Origin of the sequence: Nocardia sp. NPDC023852, assembly GCF_040639505.1 — a bacterium.
Taxonomy (GTDB): Bacteria; Actinomycetota; Actinomycetes; order Mycobacteriales; family Mycobacteriaceae; genus Nocardia.
In genome coordinates, this window is the sequence record NZ_JBFAAB010000021.1 from 78,378 (window position 1) to 100,683 (window position 22,306).

Consider the following 22,306-nt stretch of genomic DNA (forward strand, 5'->3'; position numbering starts at 1 on the left):
ACGCGCGCCGACTACGCGGCGCAAGGACCGGTGTCGACGGGTCGATCGGAGCGCAGGCCGTCGCTCAAGCGATCGAGCACCTCCGGCAGATTGGTGGCGAATCCGACGTTGTCGTCGTTTTCGTCGACGCCGAAGATGATCCCGAGCACTCGGCCGCGGGTATCGATGAGCGGACCGCCGGAGTTGCCGTGCTGGATCGAGCCGTTCACGGTGTAGATCCGGCGCTCACCGAGCCCGGTGCGGTAGATGTCGCGAACTCGGCGTATGGCTGTGCTGTGCACCCGGGTCGCGGCCGCGGTGTATGGCCCGCCTTTCGGGTAGCCGAGGGCGATCGCGTCGGCACCGGGTTCGGCGGGTTCGGGCGCGACGGTGACGGTGGGCGCGGTGAGACCGGGGACGGCCAGCACGGCGATGTCCATCGTCGGATCGAACTGCACGACGGTCGCCGTGAGCGGCCCCGCCGTGGTGTCGATGGAGACCTTGGTGGAGCCCGCCACGACGTGGGCGTTGGTCAGGACCCGTTCCGGCGCTATCACGAATCCGGAACCGGATTGGCGCAGCCCGCAGGTGGGCGCGAGATCGCTGATGCGAAATACGCTCCGGCGCAGCTCGGCCGGAGCCGGTCCGTCGAGAATGTTCGGATCGGGCGGCGGGAGCGGCCGGGTGAGGCCCGCGTCGACGATGGGCGTGGTGAGCGCGGTGGACAGGCCGGTCAGCCAGAACGGCGCGACGTCGTCCACTGCCCGCACGATCGTCGAGTCACGCACGGCCGCCACTGAACCCAATGGTGCGGCGAACAGCCACACCACCAGCGGCACCGCGACCACATGGGCGACGATCCCACCGACGGCGTCGGCGCGCCGGGCAGCGGAGCCGGAAACGGCCGTCCGGGCGGCGCGTCCGACCCGGTGTCCGGCGGTCGCGCCGACCGCGACCAACCCGATGAGCACAACCAGCACGAACAGCAGCCGTACGGAGCCGGGGGCGAGGTGTGTGAGCGCCGTTCCCCCGATTGTCGCACCGAGGCCAGCGCCCGCCATGACACCCGCGAAACCGAGCAGCCCCACGATCGCGCCGCGGCGCCACCCGAACGACGCGGCGGCCACCATAGCGACAAACACGGCGAGATCCAGCCAGTTCGGCAAGGTCAACGCCACACTCCCGTCGCTGATCATCGAGACACCGACAGTCGTCGTCGGTGATCTCCGTCGCCCGCGGCACCGGTGGGCTATGGTCCAGCTAGCGTGCAGCGACGGTTAATCCGTCAATCTAACCAGGGATTCGGGCGTCGGCAACCAGGCAGCGCTAGGCGGTGACCTTAGCCAGCGCCCGCCGGGCATACGCGCGAACGTCGGCATCGGAGTCCTCGATCGCGCCGCGCAGCGCCTCCTGCGCGGCGGGGTCCGGACGGGCCGCCAGCGACAGCACCACCGCTTTGCGCACGTCGAGATGCGGGTCGCCCAGGGCCTCGACCAGGATCGGCACCGCGAGCTCCGGGTCCGTACCGCCAACCCCCGCGCCGCACCCACCCGGACCTGGGTTCCGCCGCCACCGCATCCTACCTTTCTATCGCTGACCTGCACGGATATCGACGATAGTGCGGCAGGGACGGTACTCGTCTCGGCGCCGAGCGGCCGAAAAGTCAGCGGATGTTATTGCGCCGGCGATCCTCGGCTCCACCTGGTGGTTTGCGCTGCGGACATGGCAATACGCCACCCTGTGCGCGGATGGAGGGATTTCGATCACGCCGTTCGAATGTGGACCTCCGGTGACTGCGGCGGGCTGATCTACTAGGGGAATTCGTAGGTGGTATGAACTGGTACCGGCTCTAGCGGCCGGGTCGCGGGGCGATGGCCTCGGGGATGCCGAGCAGTGCCGCCTGCACTTCGTGCAGTCGGTCGATGTCGCCGCGAATGCCGGCGACGTTGTCGTTGTAGAGGAACGCCTCGCCGAGCCGGACCAGCGCATAGGCCAACAGTGCCGGTTCTATGGGCGGACGGTAGCCGTCCTCTCGCTCGGCGCGGGCGATCAGCGCCCGGACGGTGGTGACGACCAGCGGCTGCACCGGTCCGTCGCTAGCGGTCAGGATGCGCAAACCCGACAGCGGCTCGTTTTCGAAGTAGCGGCGAAATGGTTCGTTGTCGGCCATCCAGCGGTTGACCCGGTATAGCACGTCCAGGATGCGCCGGGCGCCGGTGGAGCGGCGGCGCGCGTCCGCGCGGGTGAGCAGCGCCTCGAATTCACCGGCGAGGACCGTTCCGAGCACGCCGTCGCGGGAGCCGAACCAACGGTAGATCGAGGCGCGGCTGAGCCCGAGTTGCCCTGCGATCGCCTGGATATCCACGCGTTCGCCGGACAGGAATGCCTGCCGGGCGAGCTCGATGACCTGTTCCCTGGTCGCCGAGGCCGGTCGGCCGGGAGGACGGGTGGTCGGCTGGCTGGAATCGGTCACCGGGGAATGGTACATCTTACGAATTCTGTATCGAACTGGTGCTCAGAACCATTCATCCCGCATCCGCAGGGTAGTCGTGTCCAGGCGGGCGAGCAGGTCCAGTGCCGGTGCGGTCTTGGGCAATTCGAAGCCGTAGAAGAAACGCGCCGCGTGTCGCTTCCCCTCGTAGAAATCGCCGGAACGGTCGGCGGCGGCGAGGAACTGCTCGAGCCAGATCCAGGCCAGCGCAATGTGTCCGAACGCCTCCAGGTACACCGAACTGTTGGCCAGTGCGGCCTCGATGTCACCGGAGGCGAACAGTCTCGTGGTCACCTCGACCAGCCGCTGCCACGTCGAATCCAGCTGGGCGGCAAGCTCGGCCGCCTCGCCGCCCGCGGCGCCGGCGGCTTCGATAGTGGCGCCGACTCGCCCGCCGAGTGCGAGCAAGCTGGCGCCGCCTTGCTGGGTTACCTTGCGCCCCAGTAGATCCAGGCCCTGGATACCGTGTGTGCCCTCATGGATCGGGTTGAGCCGGTTGTCCCGGTAGTGCTGCTCGACGTTGTACTCGCGGGTGTAGCCGTAGCCGCCGAGCACCTGGATGGCGAGGTTGTTTGCCTCCAGGCACCACTGCGAGGGCCAGCTCTTGGCGATCGGCGTGAGGATGTCCAGCAGGAGGGTAACCGCGCGGCGGTCCTCCTCGGTGTGCGCGGTGTGCTGTTCGTCGACCAGTCGCGCACAGTAGAGCACCAGCGCCAGGGCGCCTTCCGTGTACGCCTTCTGTGCCAAGAGCATTCGCTTCACATCGGTGTGCTCGATGATCGGCCGCTGCGGCGCGGCGGGATCGGCGGGCAGTTTGGCCCGTCCCTGCGTGCGGGTTCGCGCGTAGTCGAGCGACTCGAGGTAGCCGGTGTAGCCGAGCGCGGTGGCGACCAATCCGACGCCGATCCGCGCCTCGTTCATCATGTGGAACATGTAGCTCAGTCCGCGATGCGGCTCGCCGATCAGGTAACCGATCGCGCCTGGCGCGTCGCCGGGTGTCCAGCGGCCCTCGCCGAAGTTCAGCACGGTGTTCACCGTGCCGCGGAAGCCCATCTTGTGGTTGATCCCGGCCAGGGCGACGTCGTTGCGCTCGCCGATCGCGCCATCGTCGCCGACCAGGAATCTGGGTACCACGAACAGCGAGATGCCCTTGGTGCCCGCGGGCCCGCCGGGGATCTTCGCGAGTACCAGGTGCACGATGTTCTCGCCGAGTTCGTGATCACCGCCGGAGATCCACATCTTGGTGCCGAACAGCCGATAGGTGCCATCGTCCTGCGGCTCGGCACGGGTGACGATGTCGGCGAGCGACGAACCCGCCTGCGGCTCCGACAGGCACATCGTGCCGAAGAACCGTCCGGCCAACATGGGCCGGACGAACTTCTCGATATACTCCGGACCGCCATGGGCGACAAGCAGATTCGCGTTGGCTGCGGTAAGGAACGGGTAGCCTGCGGTGCCCGGGTTGGCCGCCTGGAACCAGGCGTAGCCCGCCTGTGCGACGGTCGCCGGCAGTTGCGCGCCGCCGAGATCGCAATCCATTGTGGCCGAAAGCATTCCAGATTTGGCGAACGCGGCGAGCGCCTGGCCCACCTCGGGGATGATGGTGACGCGTTCGCCGTCGAAGGTCGGCTCGTTGGCGTCGTTGAGTTTGTTGTGCGGCGCGAAGTACTTGGTGGCCAGCTGTTCGCTGAGGTCGAGCACGGCGTCGAAGGTCTCCCGCGAGTGCTCGGTGTACCGCTCGCGTTTGGTGAGCTCCTCGACGTCCAGCCACTCGTAGAGCAGGAAATCGAGATCACGCCGGGACAGCAAGGTCGACCGCATCAGCCCGTCCTTTCGAGACATCTTCTACTCACTGTATCTTAGGGTGGCGCGACCGGAGCGCCGGCCATGGCATCACCCCGTTCGAGCCGGCAGGCCGTGGGTCCGTGCGGTCGCGGCGGCTTCGGTGCGGGTGGCCGCGCTCGGCTCGGCGGAGGATGCGCGAGATGCCGGAGGTTTCGCCAGGAGACACCGACCACCGTCCAGTCGGCAGGGCGACCCCTGCGGGCGCCCCGGACACCGCCCGGTGGGCGATGTCGGCGAGCACCTCACCGCGCAGCACGGTCACCCGGTCCGTGGACACCGGCGCCGGCGCCGCGAGCGGATCGTGCTCGCCGCGGCTATTGGTCTGGCTGCGCAGTTCGGCCCGGGTGGTGCAGCCGCGCGGCTGGCGGCGGCTCTCGCACGACGCCGACCGCGGCGAGCGCCTCGGAACCGAAAGGCAGTTGTCGCCGCCTGCCTTTCGCCGTGTGCGAGCTCGATCCGATCTGGTCAGCGGCGCGATGACGGTCGCGATCACCGCTGCGGTGTGTCGCCCAATGGTCGGACCCATCGGCGCAGTGCGTCGATGGTTGTTTCGGGCGAGGTGTTGAAGCAGAGTTGGATACCGGGTGCGGCAGCGCCGAGTACGTTGATGATTCGTTCGAACAGCAGGGTGTATTCCGGCAGAGTGCGTATGCCCGCGCCGACCATGGCCAGCGCGAACGAGTCGGCCGCCAGCTGGCCGCGGATTGTCGATTCGGCCTCGTCCGGCGACGTGCCGATCAGACAAGACACCGCGTCGAATCCCGCTTCGTCGATGGCCCGGTTTCCGGCTTCGATCCGTTGTGTGAAGGTCGCTTCGTCGAGACCCGGGAAGCGGCTGTAGTCCACGGTGGCCGGGTGCAGCCCGATCATGAGGATGCGATTTTTCGTTGTCGCCGAGTTGGCCATCTCTGCTCTCCCCACATCGATCGTTACCACGCGACGGCGCCGTTGTCGTCTACGAAAGTGCCTGTAGGACCGTCGGTGTCGAGGGTCGCCAAACGCACGGCGATCTCGGCGCCTTGCTCGACGGTGCGGACGCCGCTGTGCTGGTTGAGGTCGGTCGCGACGTAGCCGGGACAGACAGCGTTGACTTTGATCCTGTCCGCGCGCAGGTGATTGGCGTACAGGAGCGTGACCGCGTTCAGCGCGGTCTTGGACGAGGAATAGGCCAGGTGCGACAGGTCCAGCCCGGGGCTGTTCGGGCCGGCGTGCAACGCCAGGGAGCCCATGGTGCTGGACATATTGACGATCCGAGCAGTCGGTGCGCGCCGCAGCAACGGCAGCAGCGCGTTGGTCACCGTGACCACCCCGAAGACGTTGGTCTCGTAGAGGCGGCGCATTTCCTCGGCTGTGTGCCCGGCTCCCGCAGCGACACCGGCGTTGTTGACCAGCACATCGAGTCGGCCGTACTCCGCGCTGATTCGGCGCGCCACAGCGGCGGCGGAGGCCGTATCGGTGACGTCCAGCGCGGCGAACCGCACCTCGGCTCCACCAGCTGCCAGTTCGGCGACAGCCGTTCTGCCGCGCGGTTCGTCGCGTGCCGTCGCCAGCACCGTCATCCCCATCGCGGCCAGCCTGCGCGCGATCTCCCGTCCCAACCCCTTGTTGGCGCCCGTGACCAGTGCGATCTCTTTTTCTCTCATCGCAGGTCCACGCGAACGTCGCCGGGCAGCAGGGTGATGCGCGGGCCGACCCATTCGGTGTTGCGCTGGTAGCCGACAGAAGCCGGATCGCGCTCAGCCTGGGATCTCGGGGCTTTCCAACCGGACATAGAACGATAACCTCCACCACTCAATTGCATTTGTAAGCAAACATAGTTTGAAGACAAATGTATGTCAACGGAAGGTGGTCGGCACTCGACGAAGGGTCCGCACATGCTAGGCCCGAACCGCGCGCGGATAGTCGCGCCAAAGCCATCGCGCCAGGGCAGCTCGCGATCTGGACGCGTCCCAATGTCGGCCCAAACGTGCTGTGCGCGGAGCGATCAGTGTCGGATTGCGACGATGTCTCGGCTCGCGGCAGTGGTCAGTTGCTGGTGACGGCTGAGGTTGTGCTGACGATGATGGCGATGGTAACGGCTTGGACTTGCTGAACGGCCTTGCGTACTGCCGGTCCGCCCCATTCGCTGTCGCTGATCTGTTTGCCGCGTCGTTTGACGGTTCGCTTGTCGATGTCGGGGAGGAGCTTGGGCAATAGATCGATGGCGTGCAGGATCGAGATCAGCGCCGCAGTACGGTCGTCGATCTCGCGGTCGTCGACGATGGCGCCACGGACTCGTTGGAGGATCTCGGCTTCGAAGGCTGGGGTCGCTTGCCTCCACACAGTGGTCGGGAAGACGCCCAGTACTTTGCTTTTGGCCTCGATGAGATAGCCGGCGGCGGCGAGATCTTTCAGCAGCGCTTCTTGGAGATTTCTTGCGCGACTGTGCCAACCGCCGAATCCGGCAACCTTGCCGATGGCGTCCTTGGGTTTGCGACTGTCTGCGAGGGCAACGAGCTTCGCCAGCCGCTGGTCGGGCGGCTGCCTGTCGGTGGCGACCAGCCTGCCCGGTTTGTGATCGGGGTCGCCCTGTTCGGTCAGTCGAAGGGCGCCCTCGAGGGTGAGCTCCACAATGGCGGCGCCGGCTACCGCGGCGTCCATCCTGGTGCTGTCCACCGACTTTCTTCCGGTGTCGTCATCCAGGGCGAGCAGCAGAAATTCTTCGGCCAACGTCAGCATCGGGCCCTCCTTCTCCGGGTTCCGGTCGTTTCCAGTCTCTTCTGAGAACCCGGGCTGTCGCCATGGACTCCGAGATTCGAGTGAACTCCTCGTAGCGCAGCGATTGCTGAAATCGTGGCTGCGCCAGGAGTTCCTGTGTCATCATCGCTTATCGCCGAATGCCCGTGGTGTCCGACCCGTAACGGCGCGGCCGGGTCACCGGGTAGGGATACGCGTCGTCGACGACCGCCCGACCGGGTGGTAGCGGTTGTCCCCTCTGGACTGCAAAACCGCGAACAGTTCTGGCGACACCTACGGCTGGTACACCGTCTGCCCCGTTCGACGTGCGTGGGTTCAGTCCAGCCGGGCCAGCCTTGCGAGGATCGTCGTGGCCATCGCCGCAGGATCGCCGTGGTCGGGCCGCAGGACGAGTTCGGCATCCGTCGGCGCTTCATAGGGATCGTCGATGCCGGTGAAGCCACGGATCTCGCCCGCACGGGCCTTGGCGTACATGCCCTTGGGGTCGCGGGCTTCGCATACCTCGAGCGGGGTGTCGACGAATACCTCGATGAACGGAATTCCTGCCGCCTGATGCGCCGCCCGGGCGCGGTCGCGATCGACCTGATACGGGCTGATCAGAGAAACGACCGCCACCACACCGGCTTCGGCGAACAGTCTGGCGACTTCGCCGACGCGCCGGACGTTTTCCCTCCGATCGGCCGCGCTGAACCCGAGGTCCGAGTTGAGTCCGTGCCGCAGGTTGTCGCCGTCGAGAAGGAACGCCGGACGGCCCGCCGCCACCAATTTGCGCTCCAACTCCACTGCGACCGTGGACTTTCCGGAGCCGGACAGACCCGTCAGCCAGACCGTCAGGCCCCGCGTGGCGCGCTCGTCGCGTTCGACCGCCGTGGAGTGCCAGACCACCCGGGAGGACGGCAGGCTCGGACCGGTGATCATGCCCGCTGCGACGGTGTTGTTGGTGGCGTCGTCTACCAGGATGAAGCTGCCGGTGGCGCGGTTGCGGCGATACGGGTCGAACAGCAGCGTTTGGCGCGTCCGCAGCTGGACACGCCCGATCTCGTTGAGTGACAACGACGCCGCGTCCTCGTCGCGATGCAGCGTGTTCACATCGAGTCGGTAGTCCAGGGTACGGATCTCGGCGGTGGCCGTGCGGGTGGTGTGCCGGATCGTGTAGGTCGCGCCGGGAGTGAGCTGCGCGTCATCGGCGAACCAGCACACCATGGCGTCGAGGTCGCGGCCGGCGTGCGGCCGGTTGTTCGGGCGGCAGATCAGGTCACCGCGGGAGATGTCGAGCTCGTCGGCGAGCTGGATGGTGACCGCCTGCGGTGGAAAGGCTTCCGTGACCGGGACGCCGCCCGGCCCCCAGATCGCCTCGACGGTGGTGGTGAATCCTGAAGGTAGCACAGCGACTTCGTCGCCCGGCTTGAATACCCCGCCGGCCACGGTTCCGGCGTAACCGCGGAAATCCTGGGCGTGCCTGCGCGTCACGTACTGCACCGGGAATCGGGCGTCGATGAGGTTGCGGTCCGAGGCGATGTGCACCTCTTCGAGATGGTGCAGCAGGGGAGTGCCCTCGTACCACGGCATGCTCGCGCCGCGGTGCACGATGTTGTCGCCGTGCAACGCCGACACCGGGACGAAAGTCAGGTCCGAAACGTCGAGTTTGGAGGCGAACCGCGCGAATTCCGCACGGATCTCCTCGTACCGCTCTTGCGACCAGCCGACCAGGTCCATCTTGTTCACGCACAGCACCAGGTGTGGGATCCCGAGCAGGCTTGCGAGAAACGCGTGGCGGCGGGTCTGTTCCACCACGCCCTTGCGGGCATCCACCAGGATCAACGCGAGATCCGCTGTGGACGCGCCGGTCACCATGTTGCGGGTGTACTGGATGTGCCCCGGGGTGTCGGCAATGATGAATTTCCGTCTCGGCGTGGCGAAATAGCGATGCGCGACATCGATGGTGATGCCCTGTTCGCGTTCGGCGCGCAGGCCGTCGGTGAGCAGGGCAAGGTCGGGGTAGTCGTCGCCGCGGTCGCGGCTGGTGCGTTCCACCGCGGCGAGCTGGTCGGTGAAGATGGTCTTGGAGTCGAAGAGTAGACGACCGATCAGGGTCGACTTGCCGTCGTCGACGCTGCCCGCGGTAGCCAGGCGCAATAGTGTGGTCGTCATCAGAAGTAGCCTTCTCGCTTGCGGTCTTCCATGCCTGCTTCGGAAATGCGGTCGTCGGCGCGGGTGGCGCCGCGTTCGGTGACGCGTGCCGCGGCGACCTCGGTCACCACCTCCGCCGGGGTCGCCGCGGTGGATTCGACGCAGCCGGTGCAGGTCGCGTCGCCGACGGTGCGGAATCGAACAGTGGCGTCGTAGGGCTGCTCGCCTTCGAGGAGTTCGAGAAAACGGGTGTGCGCCAACAGCATTCCGTCGCGTTGCACCACCGTCCTGCGGTGCGCGTAGTAGAGCGGAGGGAGTTCGATACCCTCGGCGGCGATGTAGCTCCAGATGTCCAGCTCGGTCCAGTTCGACAGCGGAAACACCCGGATGTGCTCGCCCGTCCGGTGCCTGCCGTTGTACAGGTTCCACAGCTCGGGGCGCTGGCTGCGTGGTTCCCATTGGCCGTATTCGTCGCGGAAGCTGAACACCCGCTCCTTGGCGCGGGCCTTCTCCTCGTCGCGGCGCGCACCGCCGAACACCGCGTCGAACGATCCCTCCTGGATCGAACGCAGCAGTGTCGTGGTCTGCAGCCGATTGCGGGAGGTGCGCGGGCCGGTCTCCTCGATCACCCGTCCTGCGTCGATGTCGTCCTGCACTCGCCCGACCGTCAGACGCAGTCCCAGCCGCGCCACCGTCTCGTCGCGGTAGGCGATCACCTCGTCGAAGTTGTGGCCGGTGTCGATATGCAGCACCGGGAACGGCAGCGGCGCAGGCCAGAAGGCTTTGGCCGCCAGATGCAGCATCACCACCGAATCCTTGCCGCCGGAGAACAGCAACACCGGACGTTCGAACGTCGCTGCGACTTCACGGAATATATGCGCCGACTCGGCCTCGAGCGCGTCCAGATGGGGCAGCTCGTAGGTGCTCGCCGTCGACTTCGCGTACTGGCTCACACCGCAAAACTAGAACACGTTTCGGTCATCGGTCAATGGCTTGTATCCCCCGAAATCCCCCCGAAATCCCCCCGAACTCGCCGTCACGGCGTCGGCGGCGGCCACCAGTGCCGCGCCCCGTCTCGCGATCTCGGCGCCGGTGATCGCCGCGCCGACGTACATGGTGAGCACCATGTTCTGTCTGCCGTCACCGCTGTAGGTCGGCGCGGCGAGCAGGCTCACCGCGTGCTCCTTGCGTGGACGCAGATCCGATCCCAGGTAGACCCGTTCGCCGAGACTGGTGACCAGCTCGCCGACCAGTTCGCGCAGGCCGTCGGGTAGATCACGGTCGGCGACGCCGGCCAGCAGCGAGTACAGCCTGCGACCGGCGGTGGTCATACTCTCCACCAGGAAACCGCGTTCGCGGCACTCGGCGACGACCTGGCGCAATCGGGCCTCGTCCTGCCGCAATGGCACCGCCGGCGGCTTGGCCAGCCACGCGTCGAAGGCGGCGTCGGTGTCCCAGAGTACGTACATCAGGCCGACCGGCGGTGCGAAGTGGTAGGCAGCGCCGACCTTGACCAGGCCGGGGCCGGTGCTTTCCAGCACCATGATCTGCTCGCCGACCACGGCCGACGCGGTGCAGGTCGTGCGATAGCGCGCGGTGAGTTTCTCCAGCTCGACGCGGGCGAGCGCCGAAATCGCGAAGCTGTCCTGCGCCACCCGCCCCGCCGCGATCAGCGCGGGCCCGAGGCCGTAGGTGAGCGAGTCGGCATCGCGCACCAGGTACCCAGCCGCGGTGAGCTCGGTCAAGATGCCGAGGCAGGTCGGCTTGGCCAGGTCGAGTGCGCGGGCGATCTCGGAGAGCCCGAAGCGTTTGCCGCGCTGCTCGACGAAGAAATCCAGTACCTGAACCACCCGCACGGTGGGTGCGGACCGACGGCCGACCATTGACCACTCCTAGAACGCGTTCTAATCTTTCTCTTGTCGAAATGTACCAGAGTGATACGTATTTGGAACACCGGAGAGCCTTTTGCTGACACAGCCGTTCGCGGACGCCATCGCCGCAGCCGAGCAGATCATCACCGCAGCCGCGCACATCCGCACCGAACAGGACCTCGTCGAGGGGTACGACTATCTGGCGGGCAGCATCCGAGCCTCGCTGCAGATGGCGTGGGCCTACGAGCGGGACTTCCCGTTCTTCGTGCAGTCCACCGGGCCGTACACGAAGATGGGCCTGGACAACCCCGACACCCTCTATTTCCACTCCTACCTGCGGTCCGACGCGGAATATGTGGTGAGCGGCAAGCGCGGGACCACGCGCGACCTGAGCTTCCAGGTGCTCAACGGCAATTACTCGCCGGTGGACGTCCCCGACAGCCTCACCGCCTTCGACGACCGCGAGCTGGAAATCGGCCCGGACGGGAGCTTCGAGATCCGTTTCGGTCCCGGTGCGGCGCGCCCCGGGTACGTGCATCTGAGTCCCGACTCGGAGATGCTGGTCGTGCGTGAGGTGCACAGCGACTGGGCCATCGAGAAAGCGGGCACCTTGCGCGTCCAGCGGGTCGACCGGATCGGCGCCGCTCCGCCGCCGCTCACCAAGGACGTGCTCACCAAGAGATACGGCGTCGCAGGCAAGATGCTGGTGTCGCGGCTGAAAACCTTCCTGGCCTTCCCGGAATGGTTCTATCTGAACCTGCCGGTGAACACGATGACCGAGCCGAGGTCCACCCCGGGCGGGCTCACCACGCAGTTCTCCTCGGTGGGCCACTACGAGCTGGACGACGACCAGGCGATGATCATCACGGTGCCGAAATCCGACGCGCCCTACCAAGGCTTCCAGCTCGGCAGCATGTGGTATCTGTCGCTGGACTACATCAACCACCAGACCAGCCTCACCGCCGACCAGGCACACCTGGACCCGGACGGGATGATCCGCCTCGTGGTCGCCGAGCATGACCCAGGTCTGGCCAACTGGATCGAACGCACCGGGCACGCGCGGGGGTACCTGCAGTTCCGCTGGCAGCGGTTGTCCAGGGACATGAAGCCCGACGACGGCCCGACCGTGGAGGTGGTACCGGTCGCCGGTCTGCCGGAGAGATTGCCGTTCTACGACCAGGCGCGCGTCACGCCTGAAGAATGGCGCGCACGGATCGCGGCACGGCAGGCGGCCGTCGCGGAAAGGATGCTCGGCTGATGTTGTTGCAGGACAAGATTGTCGTGGTCTCCGGTGTCGGGCCCGGTCTGGGCCGCGCCATAGCGGTCCAGAGTGCGAAGGCGGGCGCCGATGTGGTGCTCGCCTCGCGGACGGAGTCGCGGCTGACCGAGGTGGCCAAGGAGATCACCGAACTGGGCAGACGTGCTGTGGTCGTGCCGACCGACATCAACGACGAGGCCGCGGCCGCGAACCTGGTCGAGGTCGCACTGAGTGCGTTCGGCAAGGTCGACACGCTGGTGAACAACGCATTCGCGATCCCGCCCATCGTCGATCTCGCCGATGTCGACCTGGCTCAGGTGCGCGCCGGGTTCGAAACCAACGTGCTGGCCGCGCTACGGCTGACCCGACTGTTCGTGCCCGCGCTCACCGAGACCAAAGGCTCGGTGGTGATGATCAATTCGGCGGTGCTGCGGCACTCGCGGCGCACCTTCGGCCCCTACAAAATGGCCAAGGCGAGCCTTCTGGCGCTGGCGCAGAGCCTGGCCACCGAGCTCGGCCCCAAGGGAATCCGGGTCAATTCGGTTGCGCCCGGATACATTTGGGCCGACAACCTCAAGTGGTACTTCAACTACCTGGCCGAGCAGCGCGGCATCACCTCCGAAGAGGTCTACGCCGAGACCGCGAAGACCGTCGACCTGCGCAAGCTGCCCGAGCCCGACGAGATCGCCGACGCGGTCGTGTTCTTCGCGTCCGCCATGGCGCGCGCCATCACTGGAGCGTGTCTGGATGTCAACGCCGGCGAATACCACCACTGAGGAGGGGCATCGTGAGCCGCCAACGCGCAGTGCTCGCGATCTTGACCGGGTGCGGGTGTCCCGCATGAACACTGAGGAGATGAACGTGATCGGCAGGGACGACGTCGGGACCATCGACGATCTGCACGCCTCGGCGACCAAGGTCGTCGGACTGGACGATTTCGGTACCGACGACTACCGCGAGGGACTCGAGGTTCTGCTCGAGTCGTATGCCGAAGACGCGGAACTCACGCCGATCGGCAACAAGGTGAATCGCGCCTTCCTGCGCGGCGCGCTGATCGCTCGGCTGCTCAGCGAGGCGGCTTGGCAGCGCTTTCCGGAACATGCCGACGTGGCGATCGAGCGGCCGATCTTCGTGACCGGTCTGCCGCGCTCGGGCACGACGGCGGTTCATCGGCTGCTGAACGCCGACCCGGCGCACCAGGGGCTCGAGATGTGGCTCACCGAGATGCCGCAGCCGCGCCCGCCGCGCGACACCTGGGCGAGCAACCCGATGTATCAGCGCCTCGAGGCTGCCTACGAGAAGCACCACGTGGAGCACCCGGAATTCATGGGAGTCCACCACATCTCGGCCGATCAAGTGGAGGAGTGCTGGCAGTTGCTGCGGCAGTCGGCCATGTCGGTGTCCTACGAGTGCCTGTCCTACCTACCCGGCTACTCCGAATGGCTGCGCGAGCGGAATTGGACGCCCGCGTACCGCAGACATCGGCGCAACCTGCAGTTGATCGGCCTGCCGGACGCCGGGAAGCGGTGGGTGCTGAAGAATCCGAGCCATCTGTTCGCGCTGGACGCCCTCTTCGAGGTCTATCCGGACGCGCTGGTCATCCAGATGCACCGTGACCCGCGGACCATCATCGCCTCGGTGTGCAGCCTGAACGAACAGGCGTCGGCGGGCTGGTCGGAGAAGTTCCGCGGACCGGTGGTCGGCGCGGCGCAGCTGGATCTGTGGGGGCGTGGCGCTGAACGATTCCTCGCGGACCGCACGCGGCACGACGCGGCCCAGTTCTGCGATGTCGATTACGACGATTTCGTCGCCGATCCGATCGGCACGGTCGAGTCGATCTACCGGCACTTCGGGCTGCCGCTGACCGACGAGGCGACCTCGGCGATGGCGTCGTTGCACGCGGAGAGTACGTCGGGCGCGGCGCGTCCGGCGCATCGATACACCCTCGCTGATTTCGGGCTCACCGCCGATCAAGTAGACGCCCGGTTCAGCGCGTATCGGGAGGCGCATTTCCCGGGGCGGTGATGGCTCGGTGCTAGCCGGTCATGCGACTCGACCGGCTAACGTCTGAATACGTGGACCGTCATGGCGTCTGGCGCATATCCGCGTCGCGCGCAGGTTTCGGGTTGCAGGTCCGGGCATCGACTCTCGACGTGCACTTCTTCGAGCCTTCCTGAACTGCTTGCCGCGCAACACGACCTCCTTGCGGGCCGACTGTCGCCGCGCCGGACTACGCTCCGACAGGTCAGGGCTGCCCGGGCTGGAGCACGATGAACAATCCGCGGGCTTCCGCGCACAGGCGCTCGCCGTCGTGCAGAGTGGCGCGGACGTAGACTTTGCGACCCTCTCGCCGTTCGGTCCAGGCGCGCACCCTCAGTTCGGTGTTCAACGGGGTGATCGCACGGTAGTCGACGGTGAGCGAGGCGGTTCTGGTCACCGCGCCCGTGTGCACTGCGGCGGTCATCCCGAGCAGGTCGTCGAAGCCGATCGCCACGTGACCGCCGTGAGCGGCGTTGTTGCCGCCGAGGTGGAAGGTGCGGAAGGTGATGCGGGCGTCGACGCCATCGTGGTCGGCGTGGTCGATGAAGAACGGTGGCAGCGTGATATTGCCGCGTGCGGGTAGGTCGAAGCGGGTCCAGGTGGGGGTCGACCACTCGTCCACCACTGCGGCGTCGAGCTTGTCGTTCAGCTCCTTCAGGACGCCGATCGCCTCCACCGCCAGTTCGTCGGACGGACAGGCCAGGCGGGCGCGGTCCATCAGACCGCGGATCTGCTCGATGAATTCAGCGTAGTGCGGGCCGCCGCGGGTGATGTCCTGGGCGGCCTCGTGCGCGGCGATCAGCTCCGTCATCGGCCGGAACCCGCCCTCGTGATGCTCCTCGTTCGGTAGCGAGCCGGCCTGCTGTTCGTTCATGAGAACACGTTATAGGTTGTCCGCCGGATGTTCGCCGGGCGGGTGCTGGGGTCACGCCGATCCGAGTTGTTTCCCCTAGGCTGGGGCGCGATCGGCAAACTCGCCTTCCGGGTGTGGCACCGGAGGGCCGTGGGCGGAGTGGGAGGTCGACCCACCCCGACATCTGACCGGATCGGCTGGCGAAAGGCTATGGGCGCATGAGTATCACGGCGGTCGTCTTCGACATGGACGGTGTACTGATCGACTCCGAGCCGGTGTGGGAGAAGATTCGCCGCGCCTACGTCGTGGAGAAGGGCGGCCATTGGCTGCCCGATACCCAGCAGCGCCTGATGGGTATGAGCACCCAGGAATGGTCGGAGTATCTCAGCGGCACACTCGGGGTCCGCGAGCCGCCGGAGACGGTCGCGCGTGACGTCGTCGCTCGGATGTCCGAGCACTACGACAATGCCGTTCCGCTGCTGCCCGGAGCGGTCGAGGCGGTGCAGCGGATCAGCGAACGATGGCCGCTCGGTTTGGCCAGCTCGTCGCCGCGCGCCCTGATCGATGCCGTGCTCGGGCAGACGGGTCTCATCGAGTTCTTCACCGTCACCTTCTCCACCGAGGAGGTCGACCGTGGCAAGCCCGCGCCCGATGTCTACCAGGCGGTCGCGGCCTTCCTGCGCCGGCAGCCCACCGACTGCGCTGCCGTGGAGGATTCGAGCAACGGCCTGCGCTCGGCTCATGCCGCGGGCATGCGCGTCATCGCTGCCCCCCGACCGGAGTATCCACCCGCTCCGGACGCGCTGGCCCTGGCCGCCCACGTGGTCTCCGACCTCGATGAATTGACCCCCGCGCTGGTCGGTGGTTGATCCGGCGCCGCTGGGTCGTCAGAGACGGTAAGAGGTCAGGAGGGTTCGGACGGCGGTGGCTAGGTCGTCGTCGAGCCAGTCGGGCAGGGACTCGGCGTGGGCGTGGCGGCGCAGCGCGGCGTAGGGAAGGTCCACGATGGCGCGGCTGACCGCGTCGATTTCGCGGTCGCCGTCGCGGCCGAAGAGTGCGCCCGCGATGCGGCGCAGCTGATGGATCAGTGGTGCATTCATCCGCGCCAGAGTGCCGCGAAACTCCTCGTCGGGGCCGGCGTCGACCAAGTCACCGGGACGCAGGTTGAGCAGAAGCTTTGCGTCGTCGGGTAATTCGCGTCCGAACCGCAGGGCGGCGAGCGTCATCGCGACGCCGGCCTCGACCGGATCCGGGTCCTCGGCGGCCGCCAGGGTGCGGTCCTGGAAGCGCCGCAGCGCACGCAGCCAGGCCGCGGTCAGCACGCCGTCGCGATTGCCGAAGCGGTGATAGAGGGTGCCGACCGGTGCGCCGCTGGCTTCGGCGATGGCCGCGACGCTGGCTGCGCGCGGGCCGTCGGCGAGTACCAGAGTGCGTGCTGCGTCGAGGATCACATCGGTGTGGTGCTTGCGGGGTGGTGCCATGGACTAGTACGTTCCTTCTATATGGAGCGTTTACCCTATATAGACGAGCATGCCAGATCGGTGGACGCGAACCGCGATCGGGCGTGGAAGGCATTGCTGAAAGTTGTTTGCAAGGACCCGGCTGATCCCTCGTCGGCGCCGAGCGGGTTTGCCCTGGATTCCGCTGAGGAGCCGCACCGGTTGGCGTTGCGAGGCAGTCACTGGTTTTCGAAGTACGCGCTGATCTTCGAGCTGGACGAGGAGGGGCCGAGCCAGACCCGCGTCCGAGCGCGGTCCTTCGCCGACTTCCCCGGGCTGCACGGCAGGATCTATCGGGCGCTGGTCATCGGGTCGGGTGGCCACCGAATAGTGGTGCGGCGACTCCTGCACCGGATCGCGGCCGCGGCATGATCCCCGGGACCGTGTGGGGCGCCACCGAGGCCGAGCGTGAGGCGCCACTGCCGTGCGACGGCCTGCGGCCCGGTGGGTTGCAGGCCGATCGGGCGATCAGCATCGACGCCCCGCCCGCGCTCGTCTACGCCTGGTTGTGCCAATTGCGCGTCGCTCCCTACAGCTACGACCTGCTGGACAACTTCGGACGCCGCAGCCCACATCGGCGCGACCCGATGCTCACCGAACTCGAAGCGGGACAACGGTTCATGTCCCAATTCCAGCTGGTCTCCTTCCTCCTCGGCCGCCACATCACGCTGGTCGCGGGCAAGATCTGCGTCACCTATGCGGTGCGGCCCGAAGCGAAGGGGACCAGGCTGGTGGTACGCATGCGCTGTGGCGCACCGAAACCGATCGCCGTGGCGCTGGCCCTCGGCGACGTGCTCATGATGCGCAAGCAACTGCGGACGCTGAAGGACCTCGCCGAGGCCGAGCATCGCAGCGGCCCGCCGAGGGACTGAATGCCACGTCACACGCCGGTTGCCTGAGGCCCGATGTCCTGCGAGCTGATAGCCGGGGACACGATCGAGGTCCACTCCACCGCTTCCTCCTTCGACTTGGCCTGCAGGATGCAGTACCCGCCCACAACCTCTTTGGACTCGGTGAACGGCCCGTCCAGCACGGTCTGCGCGCCGCCGGACTGGATGATCTTGGTGGCTTCGGTGATCGGGCGTAGGCCGTTGGTGTCCAGCGGCACCCCCGCCTTGGTCATCTCCTCGATCACCTTGCCCACCTGTTCGAACAGTGTGTCGTCCGGCTCCGGCGCGGTGGTCGGGTCCACGTGAATGAGCATCATGTATCGCATCTCGGCATCCTTGGTTGGTTGTCGTCAGGATCGTCCGACCCTCACACCACTGCATCTAACGACCACCGCCCGAAGCGACATGCTGCACGAAAGTTTTCCGAAGATTTCGTGCCGCCGCAGCCGAGTTCCCGAAAACGCCAGGTCACCAGTTCGGCTCAGTCCCTGTTGCGGAATGTCCACGCGGTCTGCTTGCGCGCGGCGCGAGCGGTCCAGCGCCCGTCGTCGTAGCGGACCTCGACCGGATGTGTGAAGGCGGTGGTGACGTTCTGGGTGGTGACCGTCTCCAGTGCCGGACCTGTCGCGACAGTGTTGCCATCGGCAATCAACAGCGCGTGGGTGGTTGTGCTCGGCAGTTCCTCCAGATGGTGGGTGACCAGAACGGACGCGACATCGGGGTGGGTCCGATCGAGCGAATCGATGGTCTCCAGCAGTTGTTCCCGGGCGGCGACATCCAGACCGGTGGAGGGCTCGTCGAGCAGCAGCAGCTCGGGATCGGCGATCAGCGCACGGGCGATCAGCGTGCGCCCGCGCTCCCCCTGGGACAGCGTGGGCCAGATTTCGTGCGCCTTGCCCGTCAGGCCGACGGTATCGATGATGGCGTCGGCGCGGGCGAACTCTTCCAGTGTCGGTGTCCAGCGCATCGGGGTGTCGATTGTCGCGGTGATGCCGGTCAGCACGACCTCCCGGATTGTGAGCGGAGAACGCAGCGGGTGGCGCGGGTTCACATGTCCGATGCTGCGGCGAAGGCGCTGCAGTTCGACGTGGCCGAGCTGTCCGCCGAGCACGCGCACGGTGCCTGAACTCGGGAACGTGACCGCGCCGCAGAAGCCGAGCAGGGTGCTCTTGCCCGCACCGTTGGGGCCGAGCAGCGCCCAGTGTTCGCCCGCGCGCACGGTGAGCGAGATGCCGTTGATGATCTTCTTGCCTTCGCGGCGGAACGTCACGTCCATCAGTTCGAGCACCGGGACATCGGTCACGTGAATGCCTCCTTCAGGAAGGTAAGGTGCGAGCGGCTGTATTCCGCTGCGGCGATGGGGTTTCGGGCGGCGATCGCGTCGGCGAGTCGTTCGTGCGCGGCGTGGTCCGCAAGTTCGGACGGCGCTGGGCGGATCTTCAGCATGTCGATCATCGCCAGGCGCAGCCGGGGCAGGAAGCTGTCGAACAACTGGGTCAGCACGTCGTTGTGTGCGGCGATGATGACCGCCCGGTGGAACGCCATGTCCGCGTCGACGTGCGCGGCAACCGGCTCGCCGTGCGCCTCGCGGGCGGCCAGTGCACGGCGGATCGCCCGCAGGTCGGCCGGGGTGCGACGGTGGGCGGCGAGAGCGGCGGCCTCGGCTTCGATGGCGATGCGCGCCTCGATCACCGAGGCGATGGTGGCGCGGCGCAGCACCACGTCCCAATCCTCGGTGGCATCGAGCGCCATGACGAATACGCCCGCGCCTTGACGGCTGTCGAGCACACCCTTACCCGCGAGTTCGCGGATCGCCTCGCGCAGCGTGGAGCGCCCGACGCCGAGCTGCGCGGCGAGTGTCGTTTCGCCGGGCAGGCGGTGACCGAGCGGCCATTCGCCCGCCCGTATGCGCGCCAGCAGTAGCTCGGCCGTCTGCGTCGCCAGTGGATGGCGCCGTACCTGCGAAATCATCACGACCTCTCTACTTGTCTGAGGAGTTAGGTATAGTCTAACCATCATGCGCGCCATACTTCTGCTCAGCCGCCACGGCGAGGCCTGACCGACCTGCCGCCTTGCCGTGGGGCTCTGCCCTGGCCGGTCACATCTCGTCGCACGGCCAGAAAGCAGACCCATGACCTACACCGTTTTCCCCACCATCGATACGCCCGCGGGTGCCGTTCCCGACGTGGCTCCGGCATGGAACCGACAGCGGCATTCGCAGATGCCGTCGCGCCGTTACCGCGACGTCTACGACCGCGTGGAACTGCCACTGACCCAACGGCATTGGCCGGACGCTAGGCTCGCCCGAGCGCCACTGTGGGTTCCGGTCGACCTGCGCGACGGCAACCAGGCGCTGGCCGAGCCGATGGACCCGGCGCGCAAGCGGCGCTTCTTCGAACTGATGATCGCTATGGGCTACAAGGAGATCGAGGTCGGATACCCGTCCGCGTCGCACACCGACTTCGACTTCGTGCGCCTCATCGCCGACACCGATCTCGCACCCGAGGACATCGCGATCGTCGTCTTCACCCCTGCGCGGCGCGACCTCATCGAGCGCACCGTCGAATCGGTCCGCGGCATCCGCAACGACGTGGTGATCCATATGTACACCGCCACCGCCCCTACCTGGCGCGACACTGTGCTCGGCAAGGAACGCGACGCACTGCGCGAGCTGATTCTCGCCGGCGGCCGCGACGTGCTGGCGTGCACGGACGACCTGCCGAACGTGCGCTTCGAGTTCTCGCCCGAGGTGTTCAACCTGACCGAACCCGACTTCGTTCTCGATCTGTGTGACCGCATGACCACGCTGTGGGACGCCACCGCGCAGCGGCCGGTGATCCTCAACCTGCCCGCAACGGTCGAGGTCGCCACCCCGAACGTGTACGCCGACCAGATCGAGTACATGCACCGCAATCTGGCCCGCCGCGACAGCGTCATTCTGTCGGTGCACCCGCACAACGACCGCGGCACCGGTATCGCCTGTGCCGAGTTGGCGGTGCTCGCGGGCGCGCAGCGAGTCGAGGGCTGTGTTTTCGGCAACGGCGAACGCACCGGCAACGTCGACATCGCCACCCTGGCGCTGAATCTGCATGCGCAGGGCGTGGATCCGATGATCGACTTCTCCGATATCGACGAGATCCGGCGCACCGTGGAGTACTGCACGCGGCTGCCGATCCACGAACGTCATCCCTATGTAGGCGATCTGGTGCACACCGCGTTCTCCGGCACGCATCAGGACGCGATCAAGAAAGGCATGGCAGAGCATCGCGCCCGCGCCGCGGCGAACGGCGTCGCGGAGCGCGAGCTCGAGTGGCGGGTGCCGTATCTGCCGATCGATCCGGCGGACATCGGCCGCACTTATGACGCGGTGATCCGGGTCAATTCACAGTCCGGTAAGGGCGGCATCGCCTACCTGCTGCAGGCCGAGTACGGGATCGACCTGCCGCGCCGCCTGCAGATCGATTTCGCCAAGCATGTGCAGGCCCGCGCCGACGACACAGGTGTGGAGATCACCGCCGCCGAACTTTATGATCTGTTCGAGGCGACCTACTTCGACGACACGCCCCGGATCGATCTGAAGGACTGGCGCGCCAGCGGCGACGGCCCCGCGGCGGCCACCGAGATCACTTTGACCGTCGACGGAATCACCCGCCGCACCGAGCATCGCGGCGTCGGCCCGGTCGCAGCGCTCACCGAGGCGCTGGCCGAAGCCGGCTATGCGATCGAAGTGCTCGGCCTGACCCAGCAGTCGATCGGGTCGGGCAACGACGGCGTCGCCCTCACGTATGTGGAGTATCGCAGCGACAATGGGACCGGATGGGCCTGCGGGCGCAGCGATTCTGTGCTTGCGGCGTCGTTGGCGGCGGTGGTGCGCGCGGCGGGCAACTCGACGGGATGTTGATCACGTGATGGTTTGGTCGGGCTGTGTGGCGCCGCGCTGCCGTCCGGCCGGCGGATCGCAGGCGTCGAGTGGTCGGCCGTGTGATCTGCTGTGCCAGGCTTCACTGGGAGGCCCGGGTGGTGCGCCGCGTGAGCAGGCACCCGGCCTCATCGTCGGGCGCCGGTGAGGCCGTCGATCCGCGCGCGTAACAGATCCGCGTGTCCGTCGTGCCGGCTGCGCTCCTGATCATGTGCACATCCACCCAGTGCAGTAGCTACACCATCCGCTCGGGGATGGCGGCGATCAGGCCGCCATCGACCAGGAGATCCTGTCCGTTGATGTAGGACGCTTCGTCGGAAGCCAGAAAAGCGACCGCGTCGGCGACGTTCTCGGAGGTGCCGAGGCGACCGGCAGCCACCGCGGCGACGGCCGCGGCTTGTGCTTCGGCAGAGACGTTGTCGCGGTACGACGGAGTCTCGATGTAGCCGGGACTTACGGAGTTGACTCGAATTCCCTTGGGCGCCAGTTCGGCCGCGAGAGTCTGCGCGAGGTTGTGCACGGCTGCTTTGGTGGCCGAGTAGAGGGAGGCGCCGGGCACGCCGCGGTGCAGCGCCCACGATGCGTTGATGACGATCGCGGCGTGGTCGGTCAGTAGGGGGAGGGTTTTTTGGATGGTGAAGAAGACGCCTTTGAAGTTGGTGTCGACGACATGGTCGAATTCGGCTTCGGTGATGTCGAGGGTTGGTTGGAATGCGGCGATGCCGGCGTTGGCGAAGAGCACGTCGAGGTGTCCGTGCCGGTTGTGGATCGCGGCGGTCAGCGCGTCGAGATCCG

23 protein-coding genes and 1 pseudogene are annotated in these 22,306 nt (G+C 66.9%); 7 read left to right on the forward strand and 17 right to left on the reverse strand.

Features of this window, described 5'->3' with window-relative positions:
• Positions 1-11: 11 nt before the first annotated feature.
• From AB0H00_RS24380 to AB0H00_RS24430, 11 genes and pseudogenes are all read right to left on the reverse strand, one after another.
• Entirely contained in the window at positions 12-1,175 is a 1,164-nt protein-coding gene (locus AB0H00_RS24380) for a MarP family serine protease (RefSeq protein ID WP_357270268.1), read from the reverse strand.
• 130 nt (positions 1,176-1,305) lie between these two features.
• Positions 1,306-1,538, reverse strand: a pseudogene (locus tag AB0H00_RS24385) (HEAT repeat domain-containing protein); the annotation flags it as partial.
• A 290-nt stretch (positions 1,539-1,828) separates the two neighbouring features.
• Positions 1,829-2,452, reverse strand: a complete 624-nt coding sequence (locus tag AB0H00_RS24390; protein ID WP_357270271.1) for a QsdR family transcriptional regulator — start codon at positions 2,450-2,452, stop codon at positions 1,829-1,831.
• A gap of 42 nt (positions 2,453-2,494) precedes the next feature.
• A complete protein-coding gene (locus AB0H00_RS24395) occupies positions 2,495-4,291 on the reverse strand; it encodes an acyl-CoA dehydrogenase (protein ID WP_357270274.1) in 1,797 nt (598 codons plus the stop codon).
• Between the two features lie 513 nt (positions 4,292-4,804).
• Complete coding sequence (locus tag AB0H00_RS24400; RefSeq protein ID WP_357270277.1) at positions 4,805-5,221, reverse strand: hypothetical protein; 417 nt, start codon at positions 5,219-5,221, stop codon at positions 4,805-4,807.
• Positions 5,222-5,244: 23 nt separating this feature from the next.
• Positions 5,245-5,958 (reverse strand): SDR family oxidoreductase, encoded by a 714-nt coding sequence (locus tag AB0H00_RS24405; protein WP_357270280.1) that lies wholly within the window; start codon positions 5,956-5,958, stop codon positions 5,245-5,247.
• The gene (locus AB0H00_RS24410; RefSeq protein ID WP_357270283.1) at positions 5,955-6,086 is read right to left on the reverse strand and encodes a hypothetical protein; all 132 of its coding nucleotides are present in this window, start codon (positions 6,084-6,086) and stop codon (positions 5,955-5,957) included. The genes AB0H00_RS24405 and AB0H00_RS24410 overlap by 4 nt, the downstream gene beginning before the upstream one ends.
• Before the next feature lie 254 nt (positions 6,087-6,340).
• Positions 6,341-7,033 carry a GPP34 family phosphoprotein gene (locus tag AB0H00_RS24415; protein ID WP_357270286.1) on the reverse strand — a complete coding sequence of 231 codons (693 nt, stop codon included), beginning with the start codon at positions 7,031-7,033 and terminating at the stop codon, positions 6,341-6,343.
• 333 nt (positions 7,034-7,366) lie between these two features.
• Positions 7,367-9,202 (reverse strand): adenylyl-sulfate kinase, encoded by a 1,836-nt coding sequence (gene cysC, locus AB0H00_RS24420; protein WP_357270288.1) that lies wholly within the window; start codon positions 9,200-9,202, stop codon positions 7,367-7,369.
• Positions 9,202-10,134 (reverse strand): sulfate adenylyltransferase subunit CysD, encoded by a 933-nt coding sequence (gene cysD / locus AB0H00_RS24425; RefSeq protein WP_357270291.1) that lies wholly within the window; start codon positions 10,132-10,134, stop codon positions 9,202-9,204. Before cysD ends, cysC begins: the two co-directional genes overlap by 1 nt.
• Before the next feature lie 9 nt (positions 10,135-10,143).
• Complete coding sequence (locus AB0H00_RS24430) at positions 10,144-11,064, reverse strand: helix-turn-helix domain-containing protein (protein ID WP_357270294.1); 921 nt, start codon at positions 11,062-11,064, stop codon at positions 10,144-10,146.
• A gap of 82 nt (positions 11,065-11,146) precedes the next feature.
• Between AB0H00_RS24430 and AB0H00_RS24435 the strand changes: the two genes are divergently transcribed.
• The 3 genes from AB0H00_RS24435 to AB0H00_RS24445 all read left to right on the forward strand — a co-directional run bounded on the left by AB0H00_RS24435 (position 11,147) and on the right by AB0H00_RS24445 (position 14,335).
• Positions 11,147-12,310 (forward strand): hypothetical protein, encoded by a 1,164-nt coding sequence (locus AB0H00_RS24435; RefSeq protein WP_357270298.1) that lies wholly within the window; start codon positions 11,147-11,149, stop codon positions 12,308-12,310.
• Positions 12,310-13,086, forward strand: a complete 777-nt coding sequence (locus AB0H00_RS24440; RefSeq protein WP_357270301.1) for an SDR family oxidoreductase — start codon at positions 12,310-12,312, stop codon at positions 13,084-13,086. The genes AB0H00_RS24435 and AB0H00_RS24440 overlap by 1 nt, the downstream gene beginning before the upstream one ends.
• A 64-nt stretch (positions 13,087-13,150) precedes the next feature.
• On the forward strand, positions 13,151-14,335 hold the full coding sequence (locus AB0H00_RS24445; protein WP_357270304.1) for a sulfotransferase: 1,185 nt from the start codon (positions 13,151-13,153) through the stop codon (positions 14,333-14,335).
• 220 nt (positions 14,336-14,555) lie between these two features.
• Here the strand turns inward: AB0H00_RS24445 and AB0H00_RS24450 are convergent, their stop codons facing one another.
• Entirely contained in the window at positions 14,556-15,224 is a 669-nt protein-coding gene (locus AB0H00_RS24450) for a PaaI family thioesterase (protein WP_357270307.1), read from the reverse strand.
• A 197-nt stretch (positions 15,225-15,421) separates the two neighbouring features.
• Here AB0H00_RS24450 and AB0H00_RS24455 point away from each other — a divergent pair, with 197 nt between their 5' ends.
• Positions 15,422-16,072: an HAD family phosphatase gene (locus AB0H00_RS24455; protein WP_357270310.1), complete on the forward strand. Its 651-nt coding sequence runs from the start codon at positions 15,422-15,424 to the stop codon at positions 16,070-16,072.
• 18 nt (positions 16,073-16,090) lie between these two features.
• Here the strand turns inward: AB0H00_RS24455 and AB0H00_RS24460 are convergent, their stop codons facing one another.
• Positions 16,091-16,684: a TetR/AcrR family transcriptional regulator gene (locus tag AB0H00_RS24460; protein WP_357270313.1), complete on the reverse strand. Its 594-nt coding sequence runs from the start codon at positions 16,682-16,684 to the stop codon at positions 16,091-16,093.
• 21 nt (positions 16,685-16,705) lie between these two features.
• Between AB0H00_RS24460 and AB0H00_RS24465 the strand changes: the two genes are divergently transcribed.
• A complete protein-coding gene (locus tag AB0H00_RS24465) occupies positions 16,706-17,074 on the forward strand; it encodes a hypothetical protein (protein ID WP_357270316.1) in 369 nt (122 codons plus the stop codon).
• A complete protein-coding gene (locus AB0H00_RS24470) occupies positions 17,071-17,574 on the forward strand; it encodes a hypothetical protein (protein ID WP_357270319.1) in 504 nt (167 codons plus the stop codon). Before AB0H00_RS24465 ends, AB0H00_RS24470 begins: the two co-directional genes overlap by 4 nt.
• A gap of 8 nt (positions 17,575-17,582) precedes the next feature.
• On the opposite strand, the gene AB0H00_RS24475 is transcribed toward AB0H00_RS24470, so the two are convergent.
• The 3 genes from AB0H00_RS24475 to AB0H00_RS24485 all read right to left on the reverse strand — a co-directional run bounded on the left by AB0H00_RS24475 (position 17,583) and on the right by AB0H00_RS24485 (position 19,563).
• Positions 17,583-17,918 carry a YciI family protein gene (locus AB0H00_RS24475; protein ID WP_357270322.1) on the reverse strand — a complete coding sequence of 112 codons (336 nt, stop codon included), beginning with the start codon at positions 17,916-17,918 and terminating at the stop codon, positions 17,583-17,585.
• A 155-nt stretch (positions 17,919-18,073) separates the two neighbouring features.
• The gene (locus AB0H00_RS24480) at positions 18,074-18,868 is read right to left on the reverse strand and encodes an ATP-binding cassette domain-containing protein (RefSeq protein WP_357270346.1); all 795 of its coding nucleotides are present in this window, start codon (positions 18,866-18,868) and stop codon (positions 18,074-18,076) included.
• A gap of 23 nt (positions 18,869-18,891) precedes the next feature.
• Positions 18,892-19,563, reverse strand: a complete 672-nt coding sequence (locus AB0H00_RS24485) for an FCD domain-containing protein (protein ID WP_357270325.1) — start codon at positions 19,561-19,563, stop codon at positions 18,892-18,894.
• Positions 19,564-19,723: 160 nt separating this feature from the next.
• Here AB0H00_RS24485 and AB0H00_RS24490 point away from each other — a divergent pair, with 160 nt between their 5' ends.
• Positions 19,724-21,493 carry a 2-isopropylmalate synthase gene (locus tag AB0H00_RS24490; protein ID WP_357270328.1) on the forward strand — a complete coding sequence of 590 codons (1,770 nt, stop codon included), beginning with the start codon at positions 19,724-19,726 and terminating at the stop codon, positions 21,491-21,493.
• Positions 21,494-21,746: 253 nt separating this feature from the next.
• Here the strand turns inward: AB0H00_RS24490 and AB0H00_RS24495 are convergent.
• A partial coding sequence (locus tag AB0H00_RS24495; RefSeq protein ID WP_357270331.1) for an SDR family oxidoreductase occupies positions 21,747-22,306 on the reverse strand: 560 nt, incomplete at its 5' end.